At 71.5% G+C, this 22,353-nt stretch carries 21 protein-coding genes, 2 tRNA genes and 1 pseudogene; 14 read left to right on the forward strand and 10 right to left on the reverse strand.

The annotated features are described in order from the left end of the window. Window positions 1-13: 13 nt before the first annotated feature. The gene (locus tag ACZ4VI_RS08875) at window positions 14-535 is read right to left on the reverse strand and encodes an NUDIX hydrolase (protein WP_467997965.1); all 522 of its coding nucleotides are present in this window, start codon (window positions 533-535) and stop codon (window positions 14-16) included. Further along, window positions 532-1,974 (reverse strand): zinc-dependent metalloprotease, encoded by a 1,443-nt coding sequence (locus tag ACZ4VI_RS08880; RefSeq protein WP_467997967.1) that lies wholly within the window; start codon window positions 1,972-1,974, stop codon window positions 532-534. Before ACZ4VI_RS08880 ends, ACZ4VI_RS08875 begins: the two co-directional genes overlap by 4 nt. A 231-nt stretch (window positions 1,975-2,205) precedes the next feature. Between ACZ4VI_RS08880 and ACZ4VI_RS08885 the strand changes: the two genes are divergently transcribed. The 4 genes from ACZ4VI_RS08885 to ACZ4VI_RS08900 all read left to right on the forward strand — a co-directional run bounded on the left by ACZ4VI_RS08885 (window position 2,206) and on the right by ACZ4VI_RS08900 (window position 5,429). Further along, window positions 2,206-3,315, forward strand: coding sequence for an SDR family oxidoreductase (locus tag ACZ4VI_RS08885; RefSeq protein ID WP_467997969.1), 1,110 nt, complete (start codon window positions 2,206-2,208; stop codon window positions 3,313-3,315). Window positions 3,316-3,393: 78 nt separating this feature from the next. Further along, on the forward strand, window positions 3,394-3,852 hold the full coding sequence (locus ACZ4VI_RS08890) for a molybdenum cofactor biosynthesis protein MoaE (protein WP_467997971.1): 459 nt from the start codon (window positions 3,394-3,396) through the stop codon (window positions 3,850-3,852). 185 nt (window positions 3,853-4,037) lie between these two features. Further along, window positions 4,038-4,268, forward strand: a complete 231-nt coding sequence (locus tag ACZ4VI_RS08895; RefSeq protein WP_467997972.1) for a hypothetical protein — start codon at window positions 4,038-4,040, stop codon at window positions 4,266-4,268. Window positions 4,269-4,340: 72 nt separating this feature from the next. Next, window positions 4,341-5,429: a YlbL family protein gene (locus ACZ4VI_RS08900; protein WP_467997974.1), complete on the forward strand. Its 1,089-nt coding sequence runs from the start codon at window positions 4,341-4,343 to the stop codon at window positions 5,427-5,429. A gap of 69 nt (window positions 5,430-5,498) precedes the next feature. Here ACZ4VI_RS08900 and ACZ4VI_RS08905 read toward each other — a convergent pair whose 3' ends face one another. Then, window positions 5,499-6,053 carry a PPA1309 family protein gene (locus ACZ4VI_RS08905; RefSeq protein WP_467997976.1) on the reverse strand — a complete coding sequence of 185 codons (555 nt, stop codon included), beginning with the start codon at window positions 6,051-6,053 and terminating at the stop codon, window positions 5,499-5,501. A 135-nt stretch (window positions 6,054-6,188) separates the two neighbouring features. On the opposite strand from ACZ4VI_RS08905, the gene ACZ4VI_RS08910 reads away from it, so the two are divergent. The 4 genes from ACZ4VI_RS08910 (at window position 6,189) to ACZ4VI_RS08925 (ending at window position 11,658) form a co-directional block, all read left to right on the forward strand. Then, window positions 6,189-9,188, forward strand: a complete 3,000-nt coding sequence (locus ACZ4VI_RS08910; RefSeq protein ID WP_467997977.1) for a UPF0182 family membrane protein — start codon at window positions 6,189-6,191, stop codon at window positions 9,186-9,188. 51 nt (window positions 9,189-9,239) lie between these two features. Next, window positions 9,240-9,313 (forward strand) — tRNA-Met (locus tag ACZ4VI_RS08915). A 204-nt stretch (window positions 9,314-9,517) separates the two neighbouring features. After that, on the forward strand, window positions 9,518-11,518 hold the full coding sequence (locus ACZ4VI_RS08920; RefSeq protein ID WP_467997979.1) for a tetratricopeptide repeat protein: 2,001 nt from the start codon (window positions 9,518-9,520) through the stop codon (window positions 11,516-11,518). Window positions 11,519-11,584: 66 nt separating this feature from the next. Continuing rightward, a tRNA-Met gene (locus ACZ4VI_RS08925) sits at window positions 11,585-11,658 on the forward strand. A gap of 114 nt (window positions 11,659-11,772) precedes the next feature. On the opposite strand, the gene ACZ4VI_RS08930 is transcribed toward ACZ4VI_RS08925, so the two are convergent. The 3 genes from ACZ4VI_RS08930 to hisN form a co-directional block, all read right to left on the reverse strand. Beyond that, window positions 11,773-12,192: a Fur family transcriptional regulator gene (locus tag ACZ4VI_RS08930; protein WP_467997981.1), complete on the reverse strand. Its 420-nt coding sequence runs from the start codon at window positions 12,190-12,192 to the stop codon at window positions 11,773-11,775. 119 nt (window positions 12,193-12,311) lie between these two features. Next, complete coding sequence (locus tag ACZ4VI_RS08935) at window positions 12,312-12,713, reverse strand: CBS domain-containing protein (protein ID WP_352186969.1); 402 nt, start codon at window positions 12,711-12,713, stop codon at window positions 12,312-12,314. A 163-nt stretch (window positions 12,714-12,876) separates the two neighbouring features. Continuing rightward, window positions 12,877-13,677 (reverse strand): histidinol-phosphatase, encoded by an 801-nt coding sequence (gene hisN, locus ACZ4VI_RS08940; protein WP_467997983.1) that lies wholly within the window; start codon window positions 13,675-13,677, stop codon window positions 12,877-12,879. A gap of 106 nt (window positions 13,678-13,783) precedes the next feature. Here hisN and ACZ4VI_RS08945 point away from each other — a divergent pair, with 106 nt between their 5' ends. Continuing rightward, on the forward strand, window positions 13,784-14,443 hold the full coding sequence (locus tag ACZ4VI_RS08945) for a TetR/AcrR family transcriptional regulator (protein ID WP_467997985.1): 660 nt from the start codon (window positions 13,784-13,786) through the stop codon (window positions 14,441-14,443). Here ACZ4VI_RS08945 and ACZ4VI_RS08950 read toward each other — a convergent pair. The 4 genes from ACZ4VI_RS08950 to ACZ4VI_RS08965 all read right to left on the reverse strand — a co-directional run bounded on the left by ACZ4VI_RS08950 (window position 14,335) and on the right by ACZ4VI_RS08965 (window position 17,811). Further along, complete coding sequence (locus ACZ4VI_RS08950; protein ID WP_467997987.1) at window positions 14,335-14,658, reverse strand: DMT family transporter; 324 nt, start codon at window positions 14,656-14,658, stop codon at window positions 14,335-14,337. The two genes, ACZ4VI_RS08945 and ACZ4VI_RS08950, sit on opposite strands and share 109 nt — an antisense overlap. Before the next feature lie 92 nt (window positions 14,659-14,750). After that, on the reverse strand, window positions 14,751-15,764 hold the full coding sequence (gene rsgA / locus ACZ4VI_RS08955; protein WP_467997989.1) for a ribosome small subunit-dependent GTPase A: 1,014 nt from the start codon (window positions 15,762-15,764) through the stop codon (window positions 14,751-14,753). A gap of 3 nt (window positions 15,765-15,767) precedes the next feature. Next, window positions 15,768-17,096, reverse strand: coding sequence for a 3-phosphoshikimate 1-carboxyvinyltransferase (gene aroA, locus ACZ4VI_RS08960; RefSeq protein WP_467997991.1), 1,329 nt, complete (start codon window positions 17,094-17,096; stop codon window positions 15,768-15,770). A 28-nt stretch (window positions 17,097-17,124) separates the two neighbouring features. Continuing rightward, window positions 17,125-17,811: a M50 family metallopeptidase gene (locus tag ACZ4VI_RS08965; RefSeq protein WP_467997993.1), complete on the reverse strand. Its 687-nt coding sequence runs from the start codon at window positions 17,809-17,811 to the stop codon at window positions 17,125-17,127. Between the two features lie 51 nt (window positions 17,812-17,862). On the opposite strand from ACZ4VI_RS08965, the gene ACZ4VI_RS08970 reads away from it, so the two are divergent. The 5 genes and pseudogenes from ACZ4VI_RS08970 to ACZ4VI_RS08990 all read left to right on the forward strand — a co-directional run. After that, window positions 17,863-18,678, forward strand: a complete 816-nt coding sequence (locus ACZ4VI_RS08970; RefSeq protein ID WP_467997995.1) for an SOS response-associated peptidase — start codon at window positions 17,863-17,865, stop codon at window positions 18,676-18,678. Between the two features lie 160 nt (window positions 18,679-18,838). Further along, the gene (locus tag ACZ4VI_RS08975; protein WP_467997997.1) at window positions 18,839-19,474 is read left to right on the forward strand and encodes an alpha/beta hydrolase family protein; all 636 of its coding nucleotides are present in this window, start codon (window positions 18,839-18,841) and stop codon (window positions 19,472-19,474) included. A gap of 228 nt (window positions 19,475-19,702) precedes the next feature. Continuing rightward, on the forward strand, window positions 19,703-20,359 hold the full coding sequence (locus ACZ4VI_RS08980) for a sigma-70 family RNA polymerase sigma factor (protein WP_352186978.1): 657 nt from the start codon (window positions 19,703-19,705) through the stop codon (window positions 20,357-20,359). Continuing rightward, entirely contained in the window at window positions 20,356-20,655 is a 300-nt protein-coding gene (gene rsrA / locus ACZ4VI_RS08985) for a mycothiol system anti-sigma-R factor (RefSeq protein ID WP_467997999.1), read from the forward strand. The genes ACZ4VI_RS08980 and rsrA overlap by 4 nt, the downstream gene beginning before the upstream one ends. A 137-nt stretch (window positions 20,656-20,792) precedes the next feature. Then, window positions 20,793-22,166: pseudogene (locus ACZ4VI_RS08990) on the forward strand (HD-GYP domain-containing protein); the annotation flags it as partial. Between the last annotated feature and the right edge of the window lie 187 nt (window positions 22,167-22,353).

Here is a 22,353-nt window from a genome sequence, read left to right on the forward strand (position 1 = left end):
CCCTTACCGCTGTCTACAGCCGGGCCCTCGTGGCCTCCATCAGCCGCACCACCGAGGTGTCGGCGACCGCCGCCACCTCGTCGTAGGCGTACCAGCGCAGGTCCAGCGACTCCTCGCTGATCGCCTCCACCGCGTCGGCCGGTGCCAGCGCCGCGTACTGCACGTCCAGATGCCAGTGGCAGGGCGCCGGAATCGGATGACGGTCGAGCCGCACAGGCCCGCCCGGCAGCAGAGCCAAACCCGGGATGCCGGACTCCTCCGTCGCCTCCCGCAGCGCCGCCTCCGCGAGCGTCGCGTCCCCCGGCTCGCAGTGGCCGCCCATTTGCAGCCACATGCCGAGCTTCCTGTGCAGCGTCAGCAGTACCCGCCCGCGCTCCGGGTCCACCACCAGCGCACTGGCCGTCAGATGCCCGGCCTCGCACGCCTTCCACATCCCGTCCGCGTGCGCCGCCAGGTGGTCCAGGTAGATCCCGCGCAGCTCGTCCTGGTCCTCGTACTCCTTCAGTACGAGGACCGCGTCATCGTGCAGGCTCACTTCTCGCTGTCGCCCTCGTCGTCGCCGTCCTGCTTCGTGCCCCCGGCCGCCTCGCCGAGCATCTTGTCGATCTCCGAGAAGTCGAGCTGCTCGCGGTGGACGAAGCCGTCCGGGTCGTCCAGGTCGGACGCCGTCGGCAGCATGTCCGGGTGCTCCCACAGGTCGTCGCGGCCGTCGACACCGCGCGCGTCCGTGAGCGAGGCCCACAGCCGCGAGGCGTCCCGCAGCCGGCGCGGACGCAGCTCCAGACCGATCAGCGTGGCGAAGGTCTGCTCGGCGGGACCGCCGCTCGCCCGGCGCCGGCGCAGCGTCTCCCGCAGCGCGTCAGCCGAGGTCAGCCGGGACTTCGCGGCCTCGTGGACCACCGCGTCCACCCAGCCCTCGACCAGCGCGAGCGCCGTCTCCAGACGGGCCAGCGAGGCCTTCTGCTCCGGGGTGTCCTCGGGCTGGAACATGCCCTGCTGGAGCGCCTCCTGGAGCTGCTCCGGGTGTGTCGGGTCCAGCTGACCGACCGCCTCCTCCAGCTTGGAGGTGTCGACCTTGATCCCGCGGGCGTAGCTCTCGACCGCGCCGAACAGATGCGAGCGCAGCCACGGCACATGGGCGAAGAGCCGCTGGTGGGCGGCCTCGCGCAGCGCCAGGTAGAGCCGCACCTCGTCCTTGGGGACGCCCAGGTCCTTGCCGAACGACTCGATGTTCAGCGGGAGCAGCGCCGCCTTGCCGGCCGGGCCCAGCGGCAGACCGACGTCCGTCGAGCCGACGACCTCGCCCGCGAGCACGCCGACGGCCTGGCCGATCTGCTGGCCGAACATGGCGCCGCCCATCGACCGCATCATGCCGATCAGCGGGCCCGCCATGGCCTGCATCTCCTCGGGCAGCACATCGCCCATCGCCGCGCCGACCCGCTCGGCGACCGGGTCGACCAGCTGCTGCCAGGCCGGCAGCGTCGCCTCGACCCACTCCGCGCGGCTCCACGCCACGGCCGTGCCCGCCCCCGAAGGCAGCGAGGTCACGCCGTCCAGCCACAGGTCGGCCAGGCGCACGGCCTCCTCGACCGCCGCCTTCTCGGCCGGACCCACGCTGGCGTCCTTGGTGCCGTCGGACGTGCCCTGCGCGACCACCTGGCGGGCGATCTGCTTGGCCATGTCCCAGTTCACCGGACCGCCCTCGTACGAGAGCATCTGGCCGAGCTGCTGGAAGGCGGCGCCCAGGTCGTTGGGGTTCAGCGAGCCGAACATCGCGGCGAACGGATTGTCCGCGCCACCGGGTCCGCCCATGCCCGGCAGACCGCCGAAACCGAACGGATTGGCACCGAACGCGTTGCCGCCGCCCTGGCCACCGGACCCCTGGCCACCTCCGGCGGGGTCCTTCTTCTTGCCCTCGTCGCCGTCCTCCGGCTCCTCCGGCGGAAGGCCGAATCCGAATGGGGTGTCACTCACAGGTTTCCTCGGCTCATAGGGCCGCCGGCTCCTGCCGACGGCGGTTTCTCCTGGCTCGGCTCTCCCCCCGGGGCGCCTCGCCTCGGTGCCCGCTACACACCACCAGCGTAGACATCCGGGCCGGATCTGGGCTCGGTGCTCCGCCGGGCCGTGGCCTGCGGCAGGATGGACGCCACCTGGTACGTACGCGTCATTCGGGTACGTACTGAAGACAACCGCTGGAGACGCCCGGTGAGTTCCCCAGATCCTCAGGTTCGCGCAGCGCGAAACATCTCAACCCGGTCCGCCGGGCGCGGCCCCGTGGTCGCGGTCACCGGCGCCGCCTCCGGGGTCGGCGACCTGCTGACCAGGCGCCTCGCCGCGTCCGAGGAGATCAAGCAGGTCATCGCGATCGACGAGCGCCGGGGCGAGGTCTCCGAGGCGCAGTGGCACATCCTCGACGTCCGCGACCCGGCGATCGCCGAGAAGCTGCGCGGCGCGGACGTGGTGGTGCACCTCGCGGTCGACCTCGACCTGGAATCGGACGCCGCCGCCCGAACGGCCTACAACGTGCGCGGCGCGCAGACGGTCCTGACGGCCGCCGCGGCCGCGGGCGTGCACCGGGTGGTGCTCTGCACCTCCGCGATGGTCTACGGCGCGCTGCCCGACAACGACATCCCGCTCTCCGAGGACGCCGAGCTGCGGGCGACCGCCGAGGCCACCGGCGTCGGCGACATGCTGGAGATCGAGCGTCTGGGCCGCCGTGCGCCCCGCGCCCACCCCGGGCTGCACGTCACCGTCGTCAGGCCGGCAGTGCTGGTGGGCGGTACGGACACGGCCCTCACCCGCTACTTCGAGTCGCCCCGGCTGCTCGTGGTCGCCGGGTCCCGCCCGACCTGGCAGTTCTGCCACGTCGACGACCTGGTCAGCGCGCTGGAGTACGCGGCGCTCGAGAAGGTCGACGGCGAGTTCGCGGTCGGCTGCGACGGCTGGCTGGAACAGGAGGAGGTCGAGGAGCTCTCCGGGATCCGCCGCATGGAGCTGCCCTCCGCGGTCGCCCTCGGCGCGGCGGCCCGGCTGCACCGGATCGGGCTCACCCCGTCCCCGGCCGGGGACCTCGCGTACACGATGCACCCGTGGGTGGTCAGCGTCGGCCGGCTGCACGACGCGGGCTGGCGGCCGAAGTGGACCAACGAGGAGGTGCTCGCCGCGCTCCTGGAGGAGGTCGCGGGCCGGCACACCGTCGCGGGCCGCCGGCTCGGCCGCAAGGACGCGACGGCGGCGGGAGCGGCCGGTGCGACGGTGGCGCTGCTCGGCACGGCGGCGCTGGTGCGCCAGATGCGGAAGCGCCGCGGCATGTAGGACCCTCCTACGGAGGGTCGGGTCCACCGGTCGAAAGCGCTATTCCGCGATGTCCGTGCGGTACGGCACCATGGGCCCATGGCACAGAACGACCATCCCGGCGAGCAGACCGCAGCGGACCCGATCAAGCTGCTGGCGATCCGCGACACCCCGCTCTCGGTCGACGAGGTCTTCCGGGCCGTCGGCGACGACGCGGCCGGGGGCACGACGCTCTTCGTGGGCACGGTGCGCAACCACGACGGCGGCGCCGACGTGGACGCGCTCGGGTACTCCTGCCACCCCTCCGCCGAGGCCGAGCTGCGCCGGGTCGCCGAGAAGGTCGTCGCCGACTATCCGGTCCGCGCCCTGGCCGCCGTCCACCGGGTGGGCGATCTGCAGGTCGGCGATCTCGCGGTCGTCGTCGCGGTCTCCTGCCCGCACCGCGGCGAGGCCTTCGAGGCCTGCCGCAAGCTCATCGACGACCTCAAGCACGAGGTCCCCATCTGGAAGCACCAGACCTTCTCCGACGGTACCGAGGAGTGGGTCGGCGCCTGTTAGGTGCCGCACGGGTGTGTGAGGCGCCGAGATCGTGCCTGACAAGGCGCCGCGCCGACGTGCCGTAGTCGAACGCCCCGATTTGCGTAACCGGCCCCCTGGCAGCAGCGTTGTTGCTGCAGATCGTTAGTCTGCTGATCGGCCGGTTCCGGTCGGTTGCGGTCGCTCATTGGGGATGGGAGGTCGGCATGGCAGCGCTCGCCTGGTTGCTGATTCCGCTTTTCGCAGTCGTCGGCGCGGCGATATGGGGAAGCTGGGCCCAGCGGAACAAGACCATCGGGGATGTGGCCGAGCTCGCCGGCTACGCACGGTTCAGGGACGCCATGGAGCGGTCTCACTCCGGCATCGAAGGTGTCGCACGCGAGATGGCCCCGGCCGCACCCCAGTCCGCCGCACACAGCAGCCACGTCTCCAGCTGAGCCCCTCGCCGGCCGCCTCGTACGGACCCGCCCCACGGGTGCACTCACAGACCGGTCCCGTACTGTCGTTCCATGCCACGCCGCACTGCGACGATGCTCGCCTCCACTCTGGTCCTGATCACTCTGCTCTGTGTGGGCGTCCTGGTCCCGGTGCCGTACGCGGAGATGAGCCCCGGCCCCACGGTCAACACCCTGGGGAAGGCCGCCGGTGAGCCCGTCCTCCAGATCTCGGGTCGCAAGACCTACCCGACCGACGGTCATCTCAATATGACAACCGTCCGCGTCACCAGCGCGGACTACCGGATGAACGTGGTCGAGGCGGTCTACGGCTGGCTCGCCCACGACAACGTGGTCGTCCCCAAGGAGACCCTCTACCCGGACGGCAAGACGGAGGAGGAGTCGAGCCAGGAGAACGCCGAGGAGTTCAGCCAGTCCCAGGAGAGCGCCAAGGTCGCCGCCCTGGGTGAGCTGGGCATCCCGGTGACCACCCGGGTCGTCGTCGCCTCCGTCGTCAAGGACAGCCCCGCCCAGGGGAAGCTGCACGCCGGGGACGTCATCAAGGCCGTGGACGGCGTGCCGATCAAGGAGCCCGGCGATGTCGCCAAGCAGGTGACCACGCGCAAGCCGGGCGAGAAGGTCGCGTTCACGATCGTTCCCGCCAAGGAGGCGGCCGCGGCCGAGAAGGCCGGCAAGGAACCCACCGCCACCGAGAAGGTCACCATCACCACGGTGAAGTCCGCGGAGGGCGACCGGGCGATCGTCGGCATCCAGGCCGGCACCGATCACGTCTTCCCGTTCACGATCGACATCAAGCTCGCCGACGTCGGCGGGCCCAGCGCCGGACTGATGTTCGCGCTCGGCATCGTCGACAAGCTGACCCCGGAGAGCCTCACCGACGGAAAGTTCATCGCCGGCACCGGAACCATCGACGAGAAGGGTCAGGTGGGCCCGATCGGCGGTATCGAGATGAAGCTCGTCGGCGCCCGCAACGCCGGCGCCCAGTACTTCCTCACCCCGGCCGACAACTGCGAGGCCGCCGCCTCCGACATCCCCGACGGCCTCACGCTCATCAAGGTGAACACCATCGACGACGCCACGAAGTCGCTGGAGAAGCTCCGCAACGGCGACACGAAAAACCTGCCCAGCTGCTCGAAGAGCTAGGACGCGCACAAACAAGGGGGCGCCCCGGTCACCGACCGGAGCGCCCCCTTCCGCGTACGCCCGTACTCCTCAGGACTCGAAGGTCGCCGCCAGGGCCTCCGCGAGCCCCGGCACCAGGTCCGCCCCCGTCAGCACCTCGTTCGGGGAGTCCTTCTCGCGCAGCCGGATCGCGGCCTCCCGCGCGCCGTTACGGAGCACGGCCACGGTCATCCGGACCTCCTGGCGGTCGGGGTGCCGGGCCACCCACTTCGCCAGAGCGGCCTCGTTCAGGCCCTCCGGCACGGACGCCTCGGCCGACGGCGGGAGCATCAGCCGCTCCACCGTCAGCGCGCAGCCGACCACCGCGTCGGGCCAGGCGATGGTGCCGAGGAACTCGTCGAGGGGCTTCCCCTTCGGCAGTTCCTCCTGCTCGATGGGGGTGTAGGCGGCGGTCTCTTCGCCTTCGAGGCCGAGCTGGGAGGCCAGTCCCGGCTCCTGGGCACGCAGGCGGGCGGTGTCGACCAGGGCGAAGAGCCGGGCCGGCCGGTCCCAGCCGAGGCCGGAGGCGTACTCGTCGATCTCGAGCACCGCGCGGGTGAGGGGGCTCGCGGCCATGGGGGTGCCGGAGGGGGAAACGTTGGACATGGAGAACATCCTGCCTCCTCATCCCCCGAAGACGGGAACTAGGTAAAGCCTCAGTAAGTTGCATCAGTGGGCTCTACGATCGCGGGGCCTGCTTATCGACGCATCAACCTCGAGGGGCGCACGTTGGCTTTCCAGATGCCGGACCGCGGAGGCGGCGGAGGCCCGACCGGGCCAAGGATCAGAGTCGGCCGGCCGTCCCGGCGGGCCCGCACGCTGCTCATGACGCTGGGCGTGCTGGCCGTCCTGGCCATGGCGTTCGTCATGTTCGCCGGGTTCTGGACGGACTGGCTCTGGTACCGCTCGGTCCATTACTCGTCCGTGTTCACCACCACACTGTGGACCAAGATCGGCCTCTTCGCCGTGTTCGGTCTGCTGATGGGGCTCGCCGTCGGGTTCAACATCTGGCTGGCGCACCGGCTGCGGCCGCCGCTGAGCGCGATGTCGCTGGAGCAGCAGAGCCTCGACCGCTACCGGATGGGCCTGGCGCCCTACAAGAAGTGGGTGCTCCTCGCGATCACCGCCCTGGTGGGCCTGATCGCCGGCGCGTCGGCCTCCGGCCAGTGGCGCACCTGGCTCATGTGGGTGAACGGCGTGCCGTTCGGCCAGAAGGACCCGCAGTTCCAGCTGGACGTGGCGTTCTACGCCTTCGACCTGCCCTGGTACCGCTTCCTGCTCGCCTTCGGCTTCGCCGCCACCGTCCTGTCGCTGGTGGCCGCCGCCCTGACGCACTACCTGTACGGCGGACTGCGCGTCACCAGCCCCGGTGCCCGCGCCACCGCCGCCGCGACGGGCCACCTGTCGGTGCTCCTCGGCGTCTTCGTCTCCCTGAAGGCCGTGGCGTACTGGCTCGACCGGTACGGCCTCGCCGTGAAGTCCAGCGACTTCAAGGCGGCCGGCAACTGGACGGGCCTGCGGTACGTCGACGCCAACGCCTATCTGCCGGCGAAGACGATCCTGTTCTGCATCGCGGTGATCTGCGCCCTGCTGTTCTTCGCGACGCTGTGGCGCCGCACCTGGCAGCTGCCGGTGATCGGCTTCGGCCTCATGGTCCTCTCGGCGATCCTGATCGGCGGCCTGTACCCGGCCATCGTGCAGAAGTTCCAGGTCCAGCCGAACGAGCAGGCCAAGGAAGCGCCGTACATCCAGAAGAACATCAACGCGACGCGCAAGGCGTACGACATCGACTCCACCATGCCGGAGAACTACTCGGGCAAATCCACGGTCAAGGCCAAGGACCAGCTCCGCACGGACTCCGACACGGCGGCCAGCTACCGGCTGATCGACCCGAACATCGTCTCGCCGACGTTCCAGCAGCTGGAGCAGAAGCGGAAGTACTACCAATTCCCGACGACCCTCGACGTCGACCGCTACAAGGGACAGGACGCCGTCGTCGGCCTGCGTGAGCTCAACATCAAGGGCATCCCGAAGCGGAACTGGATCAACGACCACTTCACGTACACCCACGGCTATGGCGCGATCATGGCCGCGGGCACGCAGACGGACGCCAACGGCTCCCCGGTCTTCACCGAGTCCGGTCTGCCGACCACGGGGCAGCTCGGCCCGTACCAGCAGCGGATCTACTACGGCGAGAAGACCGATCAGTACTCGATCGTCGGCGGCCCGCAGAAGGAGCTGGACTACGAGGAGAACGGCGAGAAGACCACCAGCTACGAGGGCAAGAGCGGGATCAACCTCTCCAGCGCCTTCAACCGCGCCGCCTACGCGGTCGCGTTCAGCGAGCCGCAGATCCTCTACTCGGGGGCGATCGGCGAGGGCTCGCGGATCCTCTACAACCGCACGCCCAAGGAGCGCGTCGAGGCGGTCGCACCCTGGCTGACCATCGACGGCGACGCCTACCCGGCGGTCGTGGACAAGAAGATCGTGTGGATCGTCGACGCCTACACGACCACGAACGGCTACCCGTACGCCTCGCGCACCACTCTGGGGGAGACCACGGCCGACGCTCTGACGGTCGGCAACCAGCAGCGCGCGGTGGTCGCCCAGCAGAACCAGGTCAACTACATCCGCAACTCGGTGAAGGCCACCGTCGACGCCTACGACGGCACGGTGACCCTCTTCCAGTGGGACAAGGAGGACCCGGTCCTCAAGACCTGGATGAAGGCGTTCCCGGACACCGTGCAGCCGCGTGAGGCGATCAAGCCCGACCTCATGCAGCACCTGCGCTACCCGCAGGACATGTTCAAGGTCCAGCGCGAGCTGCTCACCCGGTACCACGTCACGAACCCGACGCAGTTCTACAGTGGCTCGGACGCCTGGCAGGTCCCGGACGACCCGACCAACAAGGACGGCAACGCGGTCCCGCCGTACTACCTGAGCCTGAAGATGCCCGGGGACAACGAGCAGCGGTTCTCGCTGACGACGACGTTCACCCCCATCGGGCGGCCCAACCTGGGCGGCTTCATGGCGGTCGACGCCGACGCGGGCAGCAAGGACTACGGCCGCATAAGGCTGTTGAGAGTCACCTCGGACGTCCCCGGACCCCAGCAGGTGCAGAACAAGCTCAACAGCCTTCCGTCCGTGGCGACTTTCGTCCGGGACATGAAGGGTGCCGACTCCGACATCCTGTACGGCAATCTGCTGACGGTCCCGCTCGACGGCGGCTTCCTGTACGTCGAGCCCGTGTACGCCCAGGGCCGCAACGCGCAGTATCCGCTGCTGAAGAAGGTCGCGGTGTCGTACGTGGACGCGGACCAGCCGGACGGTGACACGACCAAGGACACCACGGTGTTCGAGGACAACCTCACCGAGGCGCTGAACGCGGTCTTCGGAGTGGAAGGCGCCACGCCGCCCCAGCAGCCGGAGCAGCCGGGCACCAAGCCGCCGACGACGCCGAGCACGAACGACGCGGCGCTGAAGCAGGCCATCGCCGACGCGCAGAAGGCGTACGACGACGGTGAGGCGGCGCTGCAGAAGGGTGACTGGACCGCCTACGGCAAGGCCCAGGAAGCCCTGCAGGACGCCCTCCAGCGGGCGGCGGACGCGGGCGCCAAGCTGCAGGCGCCCGACCAGAAGCCGGGCGGCACCGCGCCGAAGCCGGGGGCGACCCCGTCCACCAGCGCATCGCCGCCGGCCGACGCGACCCCGTCCACCAGCGCGAGCCCACCGAGCGGCTGACCGGGCCGGTCGGGACCCGCCCCGCGTCGTGATACCTTTAGGGAACAACGACGCGGGGTGGAGCAGCTCGGTAGCTCGCTGGGCTCATAACCCAGAGGTCGCAGGTTCAAATCCTGTCCCCGCTACTGAAGATTAGGGCCCGGATCCTTCAGGATCCGGGCCCTTGTCGTGCGCCGGGGGTCGCACGACGCCCCGAAGAGCGGTAGGGATGGGGCGAGTTGGGGTGAGTCGTGTTTGACTTATCTCTCTGTGGGCATGTCGACAAAACGCTGAAGTGACCTCACTGGCTGCGGTATACCAGGTGTACGCGCGTTGCGGGTGGTGCGACGATGGTTTTTATGGGGGACAGGGCAACTCTGTTGGAGACAGGGCGGTTTGTGCAGCGGCACGCTCGGCGTGCCGTGGAGGACATCATCGAGGCCGCGGTGGCCGTCGATGAGGCCGTCGACACCACCGCCGAGACCGAGACCGAGAGCGACACGGAGACCGAGGCACGCCACCGGCGCGCCGCCGAGAACGGCGACGCCGCGTCGATGAGCGTGCTCGGCGCGCTGCTGCTGCGCCGGGGCGACCTGGACGGCGCCGAGCCGTATCTGCGCGGCGCCGCCGCCGAGGGGGATCGCGCAGCCGCCAACAACCTGGGCGTTCTGCTGCACCAGCGGGGGTATGGGGACGAGGCCGCCGGCTGGTGGCGGGTCGCCGCCGTCGCGGGCTCCGCGGCCGCCGCCCACGCGCTCGGCCGCCACCACCGCGAGCGCGGCGACGAGCCCGCCGCCGAGTACTGGCTGCGCCAGTCCGCGGAGCAGGGCCACGCCCTGGGCGCGTACGCCCTCGCCGATCTTCTGGAGCACCGCAGCGACGTCGGCGCCGAGCGCTGGCTGCGCGCCGCCGCCGAGCAGGGCCACCGCGAGGCCGCGTACCGCCTCGCCCTGGCCGTGGAGCGCCGCGCGACGGCGGCCGCCGGCCCGGCCCGCCTGCACGGCACGGCGCCGGGTACGGGTACCGGTACGGGCACGGCCACAGGTACGGGTACGGCAGCCACGGGTCGCGCCACGGGCGTCGGCGGTGCCCGGGGCGAGAGCGGGAACGCGGCGGCCGGTCAGACGGGCCCGCCCACCGAGGAGCTCGCCGAGGCCGAGCAGTGGTTCCGGCAGGCCGCCGCGCGGGGCCACCGGCGGGCCGCGCTGCACCTCGGCGCGATCCTGGAGAAGCGCGGGGAGCTCAAGGAGGCCGGGCGCTGGTACCTGAGCTCGGCCAAGGAGGGCGAGGCCAAGGCCGCCTGCGCGCTCGGCTTCCTGCTGCGCGACGCCGGTGACGAGGAGAGCGCCGCCGTGTGGTGGCTGCGGGCCGCCCAGGACGGCGACGGCAACGCCGCCAACGCGCTCGGCGCCCTGCACGCCGCCCGCGGCGAGCAGCAGACCGCCGAGCGCTGGTACCGCGCCGCCATGGACGCGGGCGACGTCAACGGGGCGTACAACCTCGGGCTGCTCTGCGCCGCCCAGGACCGGAACCAGCAGGCCGAGCAGTGGTACCGCCGCGCCGCCTACGCCGGGCACCGCGAGGCCGCCAACGCGCTCGCCGTGCTCCTCCTCCAGGCCGGCGACGCGAACGGCGCCGAGCCCTGGTTCTCCAAGGCGGCCGAGGCCGGCAGCGTGGACGCAGCCTTCAACCTCGGCATCATCTACGCGGGTCGCGACGACGACCGTACGGCGCTGACCTGGTACGAGCGCGCCGCGGCGGCCGGGCACACCGAGGCCGCCCTCCAGGTCGGCATCGCCAGCCTGCGCGACGGCGACGAGCAGACCGCCGAGCGCCATCTGCGGTGCGCGGCGGGCGGCGGCAGCGCCGAGGCCGCGTTCCGGCTCGCCACCGTCCTCGACGCGCGCCGCCCCGAGCCCGGGCCGCCCGCGCTCGGCGCCCCGCGCGAGGAGAAGACCGAGTGCGAGGAGTGGTACGAGCGCGCCGCCCAGCAGGGGCACCGCCGCGCCCAGGTACGGGTGGGCATGCTGGCCGCCGCCCGCGGTGACGTGGCGGAGGCGGCCCACTGGTACCGCGAGGCCGCGGAGGCGGGCAGCCGTAACGGCGCCTTCAACCTCGGCCTGCTCCTGGCCCGCGAGGGCAGCGAGCGCGAGGCCGCCCTGTGGTGGACCCGCGCCGCCCGCGCCGGCCACGGCCGGGCCGCGCTGCGGCTCGCGCTGCTCGCGGCCCGGCGCGGCGAGCTGACCGAGGGGCGGCGCTGGTGCGCGCGGGCCGTGGAGCTCGGGCCGGCGGAGGTGGCCGAGCGGGCGGCACGGCTGAGCGAGGCGCTGCACCAGGAGCTGACGGCGTAGCCCTGGCGGGCGGCGGGGAAGCGATTTGCGCTGGTCGTGGGCGTCCCGTAAGGTTGGGTTCACCGACGCGGGGTGGAGCAGCTCGGTAGCTCGCTGGGCTCATAACCCAGAGGTCGCAGGTTCAAATCCTGTCCCCGCTACTCAGTAGCAAACGAAGGCCCGGATCCTCAGGATCCGGGCCTTCGTCGTGCGGGCGCGTGGCAGCGCGGAAAGCCCCCACCTTCCGGTGGGGGCTTCGTCGTCGCGCGACCGTCTCAGGCGGTCGCCGCGCAGTTCGGGCAGAGGCCTCGGTAGGTGACCTCGACGGCCGAGATCGTGAAACCGAAGCGCTCCGTGTCCGGGAGGTCGGCCAGCGGGTTGCCGGACGGGTGGACGTCGCGGATCGTGCCGCAGCGGGCGCAGACCAGGTGCTGGTGGGGGCGGTGCGCGTTCGGGTCGTACCGCTTGGCGCGGCCGTCCGTCGCGACCTCCATCACCTCGCCGAGCGTGACCATCTCGCCCAGCGTGTTGTACACCGTCGCCCGGGAGATCTCGGGCAGTCGCTCCACGGCGCGGGCGTGTACCTCGTCGGCGGTCAGATGGACGTGATCACCGTCGAGGACCTCGGCCACGACGCGCCGCTGCGCGGTCATTCGCCAGCCGCGGCCGCGCAGTCGTTCCAAGAGGTCACTCATACGAGCCAGCCTAACAGCGGGAATGCCGAGGCTGGATGTCGGCTTGACTTGGACAGTGTCCATTACGGGTGCGGGCCCGGACTTCCGTACATCCGCACGGAAGTCCTGGCCGCACTGGGTCAGCTCGCCATGGTGGTCGCGTGCCGGTGGGCCGGGGTCCAGCAGCGGATGATGTCGCGTACGGAGACGATGCCGACGGGCCCGTGCCCGTCGAGGACGACGAGGTGGCGGAAGCCGCCGTGCGTCATGGCCGCCGCCGCCTCCTCCAGCGTCCAGGTGGGGGCGGCGAAGACGACGTCGGTGGTGGTGTGGGAGCCCGCGGTCTCGCGGTCGGGGTTCTGGTCGGCGCCGATCGAATTGAGGATGTCGCGTTCGGTGAGGATCCCGAAGCCGCCGGCGTCGGTGTCGTGGACGACGGCCGCGCCGACGCGGCGCGCCGACATCAGCCGGGCGGCCTGGCGGAGGGTGTGGGCTGGACCGATGGTGAGGACCACCGTGCTCATGGCGTCACGGACGAGCATGAAGGGAGCCACCTCCTTCGTGAACCGTTCCCGCCTTCAACGAGAACCAATTCACAAGTTCACAAGTGGGGGGACTCTTAGAGTGACAGCGATGTGAGGGGCCCGACAAGGGGGCGCGCGAGGCATCCCGCCGGGGGCGCGCGAGGCGCCCCTGGGGCGTGCGTCAGCTCGTCTGGTTCAGGTAGCTCAGCAGCTCGCCGTGGAGCAGGCCGTTCGACGCCGCCGCGTTGCCGCTGTGCGGACCGTGCCGGCCGTCGAGGCCGGTGAACGTGCCGCCCGCCTCCTGCACCACGATCGCCGTCGCCGCCATGTCCCACAGGGACAGCTCCGGCTCGGCGCAGATGTCCACCGAGCCCTCGGCGACCATCATGTACGGCCAGAAGTCGCCGTACGCCCGGGTCCGCCAGCACGCGCGCGTGAGGTCGAGGAAACCGTCGAGGCGGCCCCGCTCCTCCCAGCCGCTCAGCGAGGAGTAAGCGAACGAGGCGTCACCGAGCTCCGCGACCTTCGAGACGTGGATCCGGGTGGCCGAGGTCAGGCTGCGGCCCGTGTACGCGCCCGCGCCCTTCGCCGCCCACCAGCGGCGTCCGAGCGCCGGAGCGGAGACCACGCCGACCACCGGCTGGAACCCGGTGTCGCCGGCCTCCATCAGCGCGATCAGGGTCGCCCAGACCGGCACCCCGCGCACGTAGTTCTTGGTGCCGTCGATCGGGTCGATCACCCAGCGGCGCGGGCCCGTGCCCTCGATGCCGTACTCCTCGCCGAGGATCGCGTCGCGCGGCCGCGCCCGCTGGAGCTGGGCACGGATCAGCTCCTCGGCGGCCTTGTCCGCCTCGCTGACCGGCGTCATGTCCGGCTTGGTCTCGACCTTCAGGTCGAGCGCCTTGAACCGGTCCATGGTCGCCGCGTCGGCGGCATCCGCGAGGACGTGGGCGAGACGCAGATCGTCGTGGTAATCGGCCATGGTCGAAACTCTATCCCTCGAAGGGACGTGGTCCCACGGGAGCCCTTGACAGTGGGTGGCGGCCCGTCAACTCTGAGCGCAGAACCGTTCTGGCAAGGAGGCGATGATGCCGACTGCCCGCGAGGCCCTGCTCGACGCCGCCGTCGCGGCACTCGCGGGGCTGCCCTGGTCCGCCGTCCGCATGGTCGACGTCGCCTCCGCCGCGGGCGTCTCCCGGCAGACCCTCTACAACGAGTTCGGCAGCAAGGAGGGCCTGGCCCGCGCGCTCGTACGGCGTGAGGCCGACGCGTACCTCCAGGGCGTCGAACGGGTCCTGGCCGCGCCCGCCCCACCCCGGCGGAGCCTCGCCGCCGTCGCCGAGTGGACCGTCTCCGAGGCCTTCACCCGCCCCGTCCTGCGGGCCCTGCTCACCGGGTGCTGGGGGGAGCGGCTCCCCACGCCCCGCCCGGCCAGGGCCGGTTCCCGTCCCTCCGCCGTCCCCGCCCAGCGCCGCGCCGACGCGGGTGTGCCGTCCCCCGCCGACCTGCTCGGCCTGGCCCGCGACCGGGCCGCGACGGCACTGGGCCAGGACGAGGGTGGTGTGCTGCGGTCGTGCGAGATCGCCCTGCGCCTCGCGCTGTCGTACGTCGTCGCGCCCGTGCCCGCCGTCGCGGACGGTCAGTGGGCCGACCCGGAGAGCTGGAGGCCGACGACCCCGACGATCACCAGCGTGATCGACACGATCTTCAGCGTCGACACCACGTCGCCGAGGAAGACCATCCCGTAGATCGCCGTCCCGGCCGCGCCGATACCGGTCCACACCGCGTATGCGGCACCGACGTCCAGCTTCCTCAGCGCGAGCGTGAGCAGACCGAAGCTGCCGATGGCGAAACAGGCGAAGGCGACCGTGGGCCAGAGCCGGGTGAACCCGTGCGAGAGCTTGAGGCCCACCGCGAAGCCCACCTCCAGGAACCCCGCGATCACCACCAGCAGCCACGCCATCGTCAGTGCCTCCCACGCCGTCGGTGACTGCTTCGTCTCACTTGGTGCGATTATGCATTTACCGGCAGCAACGGACCGCAAACGTGCGCGACTCAGTCACCCTCGCGTCGCTCCCGGGTGGCGAGCAGCCGCCGCAGCGAGTACAGCCGCGCCGGGTCGGCGTGCCCCTCCGCCACCCACGTGTCCAGCGCGCAGTCCGGCTCGTCGTGGCTGCACGCGCGCGGACAGTTCTCGGTCCCCGGCTCCAGATCGGGGAAGGCGTGGATCACCCGGGACGGGTCGACGTGGTTCAGACCGAAGGAACGCACGCCGGGGGTGTCGATCACCCAGCCGCCCTCCTGGTCGTTGAGCGGGAGGGCCAGCGCCGAGGTGGTGGTGTGCCGGCCACGCCCGGTCACCGCGTTGACCACCCCCGTGGTCCGCCGCCGGTCCGCCGGGACCAGAGCGTTGACCAGCGTCGTCTTGCCGACACCGGAATGCCCGACGAACGCCGTGGTCCGCCCCTTCAGGTGCTCGTGGACCCGCTCTGCGGCGACCCCGTCCACGAACTCGTCGCGGGTCGTCACCACATGCGGCACGCCGAGCGCGCCGTACATCTCCAGGAGCTCGTCCGGCGGGGCCAGGTCCGACTTCGTCAGGACGAGGAGCGGGGTCAGCCCGCCGTCGTACGCGGCGACCAGGCAGCGGTCGATCAGGCGCGGCCGGGGCTCGGGGTCGGCGAGCGCGGTGACGATCGCCAGCTGGTCGGCGTTGGCGACGACCACCCGCTCGTACGGATCGTCGTCGTCGGCCGTGCGGCGGAGCACGGAGCTGCGCTCACCGATCCGTACGATCCGGGCCAGCGTGTCCTTCTCGCCGGACAGATTGCCCACGAGGGAGACCCGGTCGCCGACGACCGCGGCCTTGCGGCCCAGTTCGCGGGCCTTCATCGCCAGGACCACCCGGTCGTCGACGAGACAGGTGAGCCGGCCCCGGTCCACGGTGAGGACCATGCCCTCGACCGCTTCCTCGTGCTTGGGGCGGATGCTGGTACGAGGACGGTTGCCCTTGGGGTTGGGACGCTGGCGGATGTCGTCCTCGTCGGTGTGCTTGCCGTAACGCCGCATGACTCAGACTCCGAGCATTTCGGTCCACATCCCAGGGAAGTCGGGCAAGGTCTTGGCCGTCGTCGCCACGTTCTCGATCTCCACTCCTTCGACCGCGAGGCCGATGATCGCGCCCGCCGTCGCCATCCGGTGGTCGTGGTACGTGTGGAAGACCCCGCCGTGCAGCGGACGGGGACGGATGACAAGACCGTCCTCGGTCTCCGTCACATCGCCGCCGAGCTCGTTGATCTCCTTGGTGAGCGCGGCCAGCCGGTCCGTCTCGTGGAGCCGCAGGTGGGCGACGCCGCGCAGCGTGGAGGGCGAGTCGGCGAGCGCCGCGACGGCCGCGATGCCGGGGGTCAGCTCGCCCACCTCGCTCAGGTCCACGTCGATGCCGTGGATCCGTCCGGTACCGGTGAAGGTGAGACCCGCCTCGGTCAGCTCGCAGGAGCCACCCATCTCGGTGAAGATCTCACGCAGCGCGTCACCGGGCTGGGTGGTCCGGGCCGGCCAGTCGGGGATCGTCACCCGGCCGCCGGTGACCAGCGCCGCGGCCAGGAACGGCTGGGCGTTCGACAGATCGGGCTCGACCGTCAGGTCCCGGCCGAGCAGCGCGGAGGGGGAGACCCGCCAGACGTTCGGCTCGCCGCCGGTCTCCGGCTCGTCGACCTGCGCGCCGACCACGCGGAGCATATCGACGGTCATCCGGATGTGGGGGAGGGAGGGGAGCTTCGCGCCCACATGGCGTACCTCCACCCCCTGGTTGAAGCGGGGCGCCGAGAGCAGCAGCGCGCTGACGAACTGCGAGGACGAGGAGGCGTCGATCTCCACCGGGCCGCCGTCGAGCGCCCCGCCGCCGTGCACGGTCATCGGCAGCGCGCCGCGCCCGTCGTCGTCGATGCGGGCGCCGAGCACGCGCAGCGCGTCGATCACCCCGTGCAGCGGACGCTCGTGGGACCGGGCGTCGCCGTCGAAGTGCACCGGGCCGTCGGCGAGGGCCGCGACCGGCGGCAGGAAGCGCATGACCGTTCCGGCGTTGCCGACGTCCACGGTCGCCGGGCCACGCAGCCCGGCGGGGATGATCCGCCATGCCTCGCCCGTGCCGTCGGGGCCCACGCCCTCCTCGATCTTCACGCCCAGCGTGCGCAGGGCCTCCGCCATCAGCAGCGTGTCGCGGGAGCGCAGCGGGCGGCGCAGCCAGCCCGGCTCGGCGGCGAGCGCGGCGAGGACGAGGCCGCGGTTGGTGACCGACTTGGATCCGGGCACGGTGACGGTCGCGTCGACGGCACCGCTCGCGTACGGGGCGGGCCAGAGGTCGGTGTGCAGGTCGGAGTGCGGGGAGGTATCGGTCATGCCCTTCACTTTAGTGGGGCAGGCGCGACTACAGCCCCAGCAGCCAGCGGCCTCCGCCGATCAGGGAGCAGATCGCGACCGCGTGGAAGAAGAAGAGCCAGAGCACGGGGTGGACGTGGGTGAGGCGCGCGAGCTGGTCGGCGTCCGAGTCGGGGGCTCCTCCGTGGCGCCTCTTGCCCTGGAGCTCGAAGACCGGGCGCACCCCGCCGATGAGCAGGAACCAGACGACGGAGTACGCGAACGCCGACTGGACGTCCGGGCGGGTCAGCCACGAGACCAGGAGGAACGCGGCGCCCGTGAGGAGGACGGTGAAGATCCCGTACGCGTTCCGGACCATCACCAGCATGGCGACGAGCAGCGCGGTCGCGAGCCACAGCAGGAGCGTGATCCGGTGGTCCGCGAGCAGCCAGGCGCCGCCGAGGCCGAGCAGCGGGGCGGCGGTGTAGCCGGCGGCGGCGGTAAGGATCATGCCGAGGCCGGTGGGGCGGCCGCGCGAGACGGTCAGGCCGCTGGTGTCCGAGTGGAGCCGGATGGACTGGAGGCGGCGGCCGGTGACGAGGGCGATCAGGCCGTGGCCGCCCTCGTGGGCGATGGTGACGGCGTTGCGGGACAGCCGCCATATCGCGCGGGGGACGATGACGGCGAGAGCGGCTATCGCCGTCGCGATCACCAGCCACTCTTCGGGGGCGGGCTGGGTGCCGAGGACTTCGGTCATGTTGTGGACTGTCTCCCCGGGTGGGTCGTGGATCGTGGCAGTGTGGCACGTATGTGCGGACGGTATGCAGCGAGTCGTCGGCCCGAGGACCTGGTCGGGATCTTCGAGGTCGAGAAGTGGGAGCCGAAGGAGACCCTGGCTCCGGACTGGAACGTGGCCCCGACCAAGGAGGTCTACGCGGTGCTGGAGCGTCCTCTGAAAGACGCGGATTCGCCGCGGCCGGTTCGCCAGCTGCGCACGCTGAAGTGGGGACTCGTACCGTCCTGGTCGAAGACGCCGGAGGGCGCGGCTCGGATGATCAACGCGCGGGCGGAGACGCTCGCCGAGAAGCCGTCCTTCAAGCGGGCCTTCTCCGCCCGGCGGTGCATCCTGCCGGCGGACGGCTATTACGAGTGGGTGACCGGGGCGGGGGAGCGGGAGCTGGAGGTCGAGGGCAAGAAGAAGCGGCCTCGGAAGCAGCCGTACTTCGTGACTCCGGCGGACGGCTCGGTCTTCGCGATGGCCGGACTGTACGAGTTCTGGCGCGACCGCACGCTGCCGGACGACCACCCGGAGGCCTGGTGGGTGACCTGCTCGGTCATCACCACGGAGGCGGAGAAGAGTCCGCTCGGCGTGGCCCCGGAGGAGGGCCCCCACACGCTCGCGGACATCCACCCCCGGATGCCGCTGATGCTGACCCCGGACCGCTGGGACGCGTGGCTGGACCCCCGCCGCACGGACGTGGACGACCTCCAGAGCCTGCTGACGGCGCCGCCGGGGGGCCTGATGCGGGCGTATCCGGTCGCTACGGCGGTCAGCAACGTACGCAACAACGGGCCGGAGCTGTTGGAGGAGCTGGAGGGGCCGGAGATCGCGACGCTGTTCTGACGGCGCCGCGCCCGTGGGCACCGCAGGCACCGGGAGCGGACGCGCCCGCCAGGGCGCCGTTCCGTTGTGCCCACCCTCCCCCAGACTTCGTCCGGGGGGACCCCCATCGCCCCAGCGGAACGAATGCCCACAACGGGGGGCTCCGGGCACCATAGGCGTTATGAGCCGTACCGAGATCGTTGAGACCGACGCCGGGGACGCCCGGATCACCTGGTATCCCGGGAAGAAGCCGTGGGCAGTGCTCGCGCTCTCCCATGGGGCCGGGGGCGGGATCGAGGCGCGGGATCTTCAGGCCCTGGCGGGCGCGCTGCCCCCGCAGGGGGTGACGGTCGCGCTCGTGGAGCAGCCGTGGCGGGTCGCCGGGAAGAAGGTGGCGCCCGCACCGAAGACCCTGGACACCGGCTGGCGCGGGATCTGGCCCGCCCTCGCCAAGCCCGGCCTGCCCGTGATCGCCGGGGGCCGCAGCGCCGGCGCCCGGGTCGCCTGCCGGACCGGGAAGGAGCTCGGCGCCGCCGCCGTCCTCGCGCTGAGCTTCCCGCTGCACCCGCCGGGCAAGCCCGAGAAGTCCCGCGCCGACGAGCTGCTCTCCACAGGCCTGCCCACCCTCGTCCTCCAGGGCGGCAACGACACCTTCGGGAAGCCCGGGGAATTCCCCGAAGGGGAGTACGGACTCGTCGAGGTGCCGTACGGCGATCACGGCTTCGCTGTCGCCAAGCGCGCTCCCGTCACGCCCGACGAGACCCTCGACCTCATCGTCCGGGAGGCCTCCTCGTGGCTTCTGTCACTCCGGGAATGATGCGGCCGCCACCACGGTTGTGACCCATGTCGGTGTGAGAGCAAGGAAGAGGGAGTCCGTCGCATGGGTTCGACCATCTGCCCCGAGCGCGCGCAGGCCGCTGACCTCGACTGGACTGTGCTGCCTGCGCCCAAGAGCGCCCCTATTCGGGCGGCGGGCGGAGCCGTTCCTCGTCTATCCTCCGAATCGAGCGGGTCCGCCTTCGGATTCGCCGCAGCGTTGGAGGAGGTGGGTCCGGTCACTGGGACCGACACAGGGACCGACGACGGCCCCGAGGAGACGACCGCGGAGCGCAACGCGCGCTTCGAGCGGGACGCCCTCGGTTACCTCGACCAGATGTACTCCGCTGCACTGCGTATGACGCGCAACCCCGCAGACGCCGAGGACCTGGTGCAGGAGACGTATGCCAAGGCGTACGGCTCGTTCCACCAGTTCCGCGAAGGTACGAATCTGAAGGCGTGGCTGTACCGCATCCTCACCAACACCTTCATCAACTCGTACCGCAAGAAGCAGCGTGAACCCCAGCGCAGCGCTGCTGAGGAGATCGAGGACTGGCAGCTCGCCCGCGCCGAGTCGCACATGTCGACCGGACTGCGGTCCGCCGAGTCCCAGGCCCTCGACCACCTGCCGGACTCCGACGTCAAGGAAGCGCTTCAGGCGATCCCCGAGGAATTCCGCATCGCCGTCTATCTCGCGGATGTCGAGGGCTTTGCGTACAAGGAGATCGCGGACATCATGGGTACGCCCATCGGTACGGTGATGTCGCGACTGCACCGGGGCCGCCGCCAGTTGCGCGGCATGCTCGAGGACTACGCCCGCGATCGCGGGCTCGTTCCCGCGGGCGCCGGAGAGTCGTCGAACGATCTGAAAGGCTCGGGCTCATGAGCTGCGGAGAGCCGCACGAGACGGATTGCTCAGAGGTCCTGGATCATCTCTACGAGTTTCTCGACCATGAGATGCCCGACAGTGACTGCACCAAGTTCGAGGTGCACTTCGAGGAGTGTTCCCCCTGCCTGGAGAAGTACGGCCTGGAGCAGGCGGTGAAGAAGCTCGTCAAGCGCTGCTGCGGCAGTGACGACGTGCCCACCGATCTGCGGGCCAAGGTGATGGGCCGCATCGACCTGATCCGCTCGGGCGAGCTGGTGCCCGAGCAGGACATCACGGCGACCGCCCAGGAGTGATCGCCCGATCTGTCTGAAGGCCGCCGCGAGATGATCGCGGCGGCCTTCATGCGTACATCAGCTTGTATCACCCGATGGTGCGAATCGGCCGTCGCTCGCCCGCGCACCGCGCCCAACTCGCTAGCGTGACAGGCGTGATGGGCGTGATGGTGATTCCACGAGCGGCACGCGTGTACATCGGCTGCGCCCTCATCGGCGCCGCCGGGTGCGCGCTGCCCGCGCTACGCCCCGGCGCACACACCCCCTGGGGCGCCGTCGTGCTCCTCGCCGCCCTGTACGCCGCGTGCGAGCTGCCCGCCCGCTGCCGTTTCATCGACCGGGTGATCGACGGCACCGTGCCGATGGGCGCCGGATCGTTCTTCCCCGTCCTGCTCGCCTCGGCGCTCCTCCTGCCGCCCTCCGCCGCCGCGCTCACCGCGCTGCCCGGGGCCCTGCTCGCCCGGGTCGAGCAGCGGCCCGCGGGGGTACGGCGGGCCTGGCGGACGGCCCAGCTCCTGATCGCCGTCTGGGCCGCCGCGCTTGTCGCCGAGACCCTGGGCCGCGAGCAGGCCCTCGGGAAGGGGCCGCACGCCCCCGACTTCCCGTACGCCCTGCTCCCGGCCGCGGCCTCCGCGCTCACCTTCTGCCTGGTTCTGACGGCCCTCGACGGCGGGATCCGGATGACCGCGGAGAGGACGCCGCCGCGGGCCGCCTGGCAGGGGCTCCTGGGCCGGGCGCTCGCCCCGCACGCCGTGCACGGCCTCGCCGGGCTGATGATGGCGGTGCTCTGGCGCAGCACGTACGGCCCCGTCGCCGCGCTCTTCGTCCTGCTGCCGATGTACATCTCCTGCTGGGTCTTCGCCCAGTACCACCGCGAACGCGCCGCGCACCAGGCGACGATCCGCGCACTGGTGCAGGCCGTCGACATCAAGGACCGGTACACCCGCGGACACAGCGAACGGGTCGGCCGGGCCTCGGTGCTGATCGCCCATGAGCTGGGCATGGCGGAGGAGCGCCTGGAGATCCTCCGCTTCGCGGGGATCCTGCACGACGTGGGCAAGCTCGGGGTACCGACCCGGGTCCTGAGGAAGGACGGGCCGCTGACGCCCGAGGAGCGCCGGATCATCGAGCTGCACCCGGAGTACGGACACGAGATGGTCCGGGGCATCGGCTTCCTCGGGGAGGCGCGGGCGGCGATCCTGCACCACCACGAGAAGATGGACGGCAGCGGATACCCGTACGGGCTCAGAGGGAGCCAGATCCCCGAGTTCGCCCGGGTGGTCGCGGTCGCCGACGCCTTCGACGCGATGACCTCGACCCGCTCCTACAGCCGGGCGCGGCCCGTGGCGACGGCGGTGGCGGAGCTGGAGCGGTGCGCGGGCACGCACTTCGACCCCCGCATGGTCCACGCCCTGGTCCGCGCCCTCGCCCGCCACGGCTGGCAGACGGAGGTCACGGCGGACGAGCCGACGCCGCCGGGCGCGGGCGTGGCGCTGGGCGCGGCGGGCGCGTCCAGCGCGGGCGCGCCGCGCGAGCCGGGCCCGGGCTCCCGCGCGCCCGCGCCGGTCGCCCCCACCGCCGTGCCGTCGGTGGGAAGCGTTCCGCACGCGCGCGTGGCCGCAGCGGCGCTGCCGGCCGCGGCCCGAGGGCCGCGCCACGATGCCGTACCGCCACCGCCACCGCCACCGCCGCCGCCGCCGGCGCCCGACGTACCCGGCG

The organism is Streptomyces sp. NPDC029169 (assembly GCF_055563935.1).

What these genes read in the sequence shown, in the direction of transcription:
- ACZ4VI_RS08900 (WP_467997974.1), top strand. Translation starts at nt 4,341, where the DNA reads ATGCCACGCCGCACTGCGACGATGCTCGCCTCCACTCTGGTCCTGATC.
- ACZ4VI_RS08895 (WP_467997972.1), top strand. Translation starts at nt 4,038, where the DNA reads ATGGCAGCGCTCGCCTGGTTGCTGATTCCGCTTTTCGCAGTCGTCGGC.
- ACZ4VI_RS08890 (WP_467997971.1), top strand. Translation starts at nt 3,394, where the DNA reads ATGGCACAGAACGACCATCCCGGCGAGCAGACCGCAGCGGACCCGATC.
- aroA (WP_467997991.1), bottom strand. Translation starts at nt 17,096, where the DNA reads ATGACCGATACCTCCCCGCACTCCGACCTGCACACCGACCTCTGGCCC.
- ACZ4VI_RS08975 (WP_467997997.1), top strand. Translation starts at nt 18,839, where the DNA reads ATGAGCCGTACCGAGATCGTTGAGACCGACGCCGGGGACGCCCGGATC.
- hisN (WP_467997983.1), bottom strand. Translation starts at nt 13,677, where the DNA reads ATGGCCGATTACCACGACGATCTGCGTCTCGCCCACGTCCTCGCGGAT.
- ACZ4VI_RS08920 (WP_467997979.1), top strand. Translation starts at nt 9,518, where the DNA reads ATGGTTTTTATGGGGGACAGGGCAACTCTGTTGGAGACAGGGCGGTTT.
- ACZ4VI_RS08970 (WP_467997995.1), top strand. Translation starts at nt 17,863, where the DNA reads ATGTGCGGACGGTATGCAGCGAGTCGTCGGCCCGAGGACCTGGTCGGG.
- ACZ4VI_RS08930 (WP_467997981.1), bottom strand. Translation starts at nt 12,192, where the DNA reads ATGAGTGACCTCTTGGAACGACTGCGCGGCCGCGGCTGGCGAATGACC.
- ACZ4VI_RS08965 (WP_467997993.1), bottom strand. Translation starts at nt 17,811, where the DNA reads ATGACCGAAGTCCTCGGCACCCAGCCCGCCCCCGAAGAGTGGCTGGTG.
- ACZ4VI_RS08945 (WP_467997985.1), top strand. Translation starts at nt 13,784, where the DNA reads ATGCCGACTGCCCGCGAGGCCCTGCTCGACGCCGCCGTCGCGGCACTC.
- ACZ4VI_RS08905 (WP_467997976.1), bottom strand. Translation starts at nt 6,053, where the DNA reads ATGTCCAACGTTTCCCCCTCCGGCACCCCCATGGCCGCGAGCCCCCTC.
- rsrA (WP_467997999.1), top strand. Translation starts at nt 20,356, where the DNA reads ATGAGCTGCGGAGAGCCGCACGAGACGGATTGCTCAGAGGTCCTGGAT.
- ACZ4VI_RS08950 (WP_467997987.1), bottom strand. Translation starts at nt 14,658, where the DNA reads ATGGCGTGGCTGCTGGTGGTGATCGCGGGGTTCCTGGAGGTGGGCTTC.
- ACZ4VI_RS08935 (WP_352186969.1), bottom strand. Translation starts at nt 12,713, where the DNA reads ATGCTCGTCCGTGACGCCATGAGCACGGTGGTCCTCACCATCGGTCCA.
- rsgA (WP_467997989.1), bottom strand. Translation starts at nt 15,764, where the DNA reads ATGCGGCGTTACGGCAAGCACACCGACGAGGACGACATCCGCCAGCGT.
- ACZ4VI_RS08910 (WP_467997977.1), top strand. Translation starts at nt 6,189, where the DNA reads ATGCCGGACCGCGGAGGCGGCGGAGGCCCGACCGGGCCAAGGATCAGA.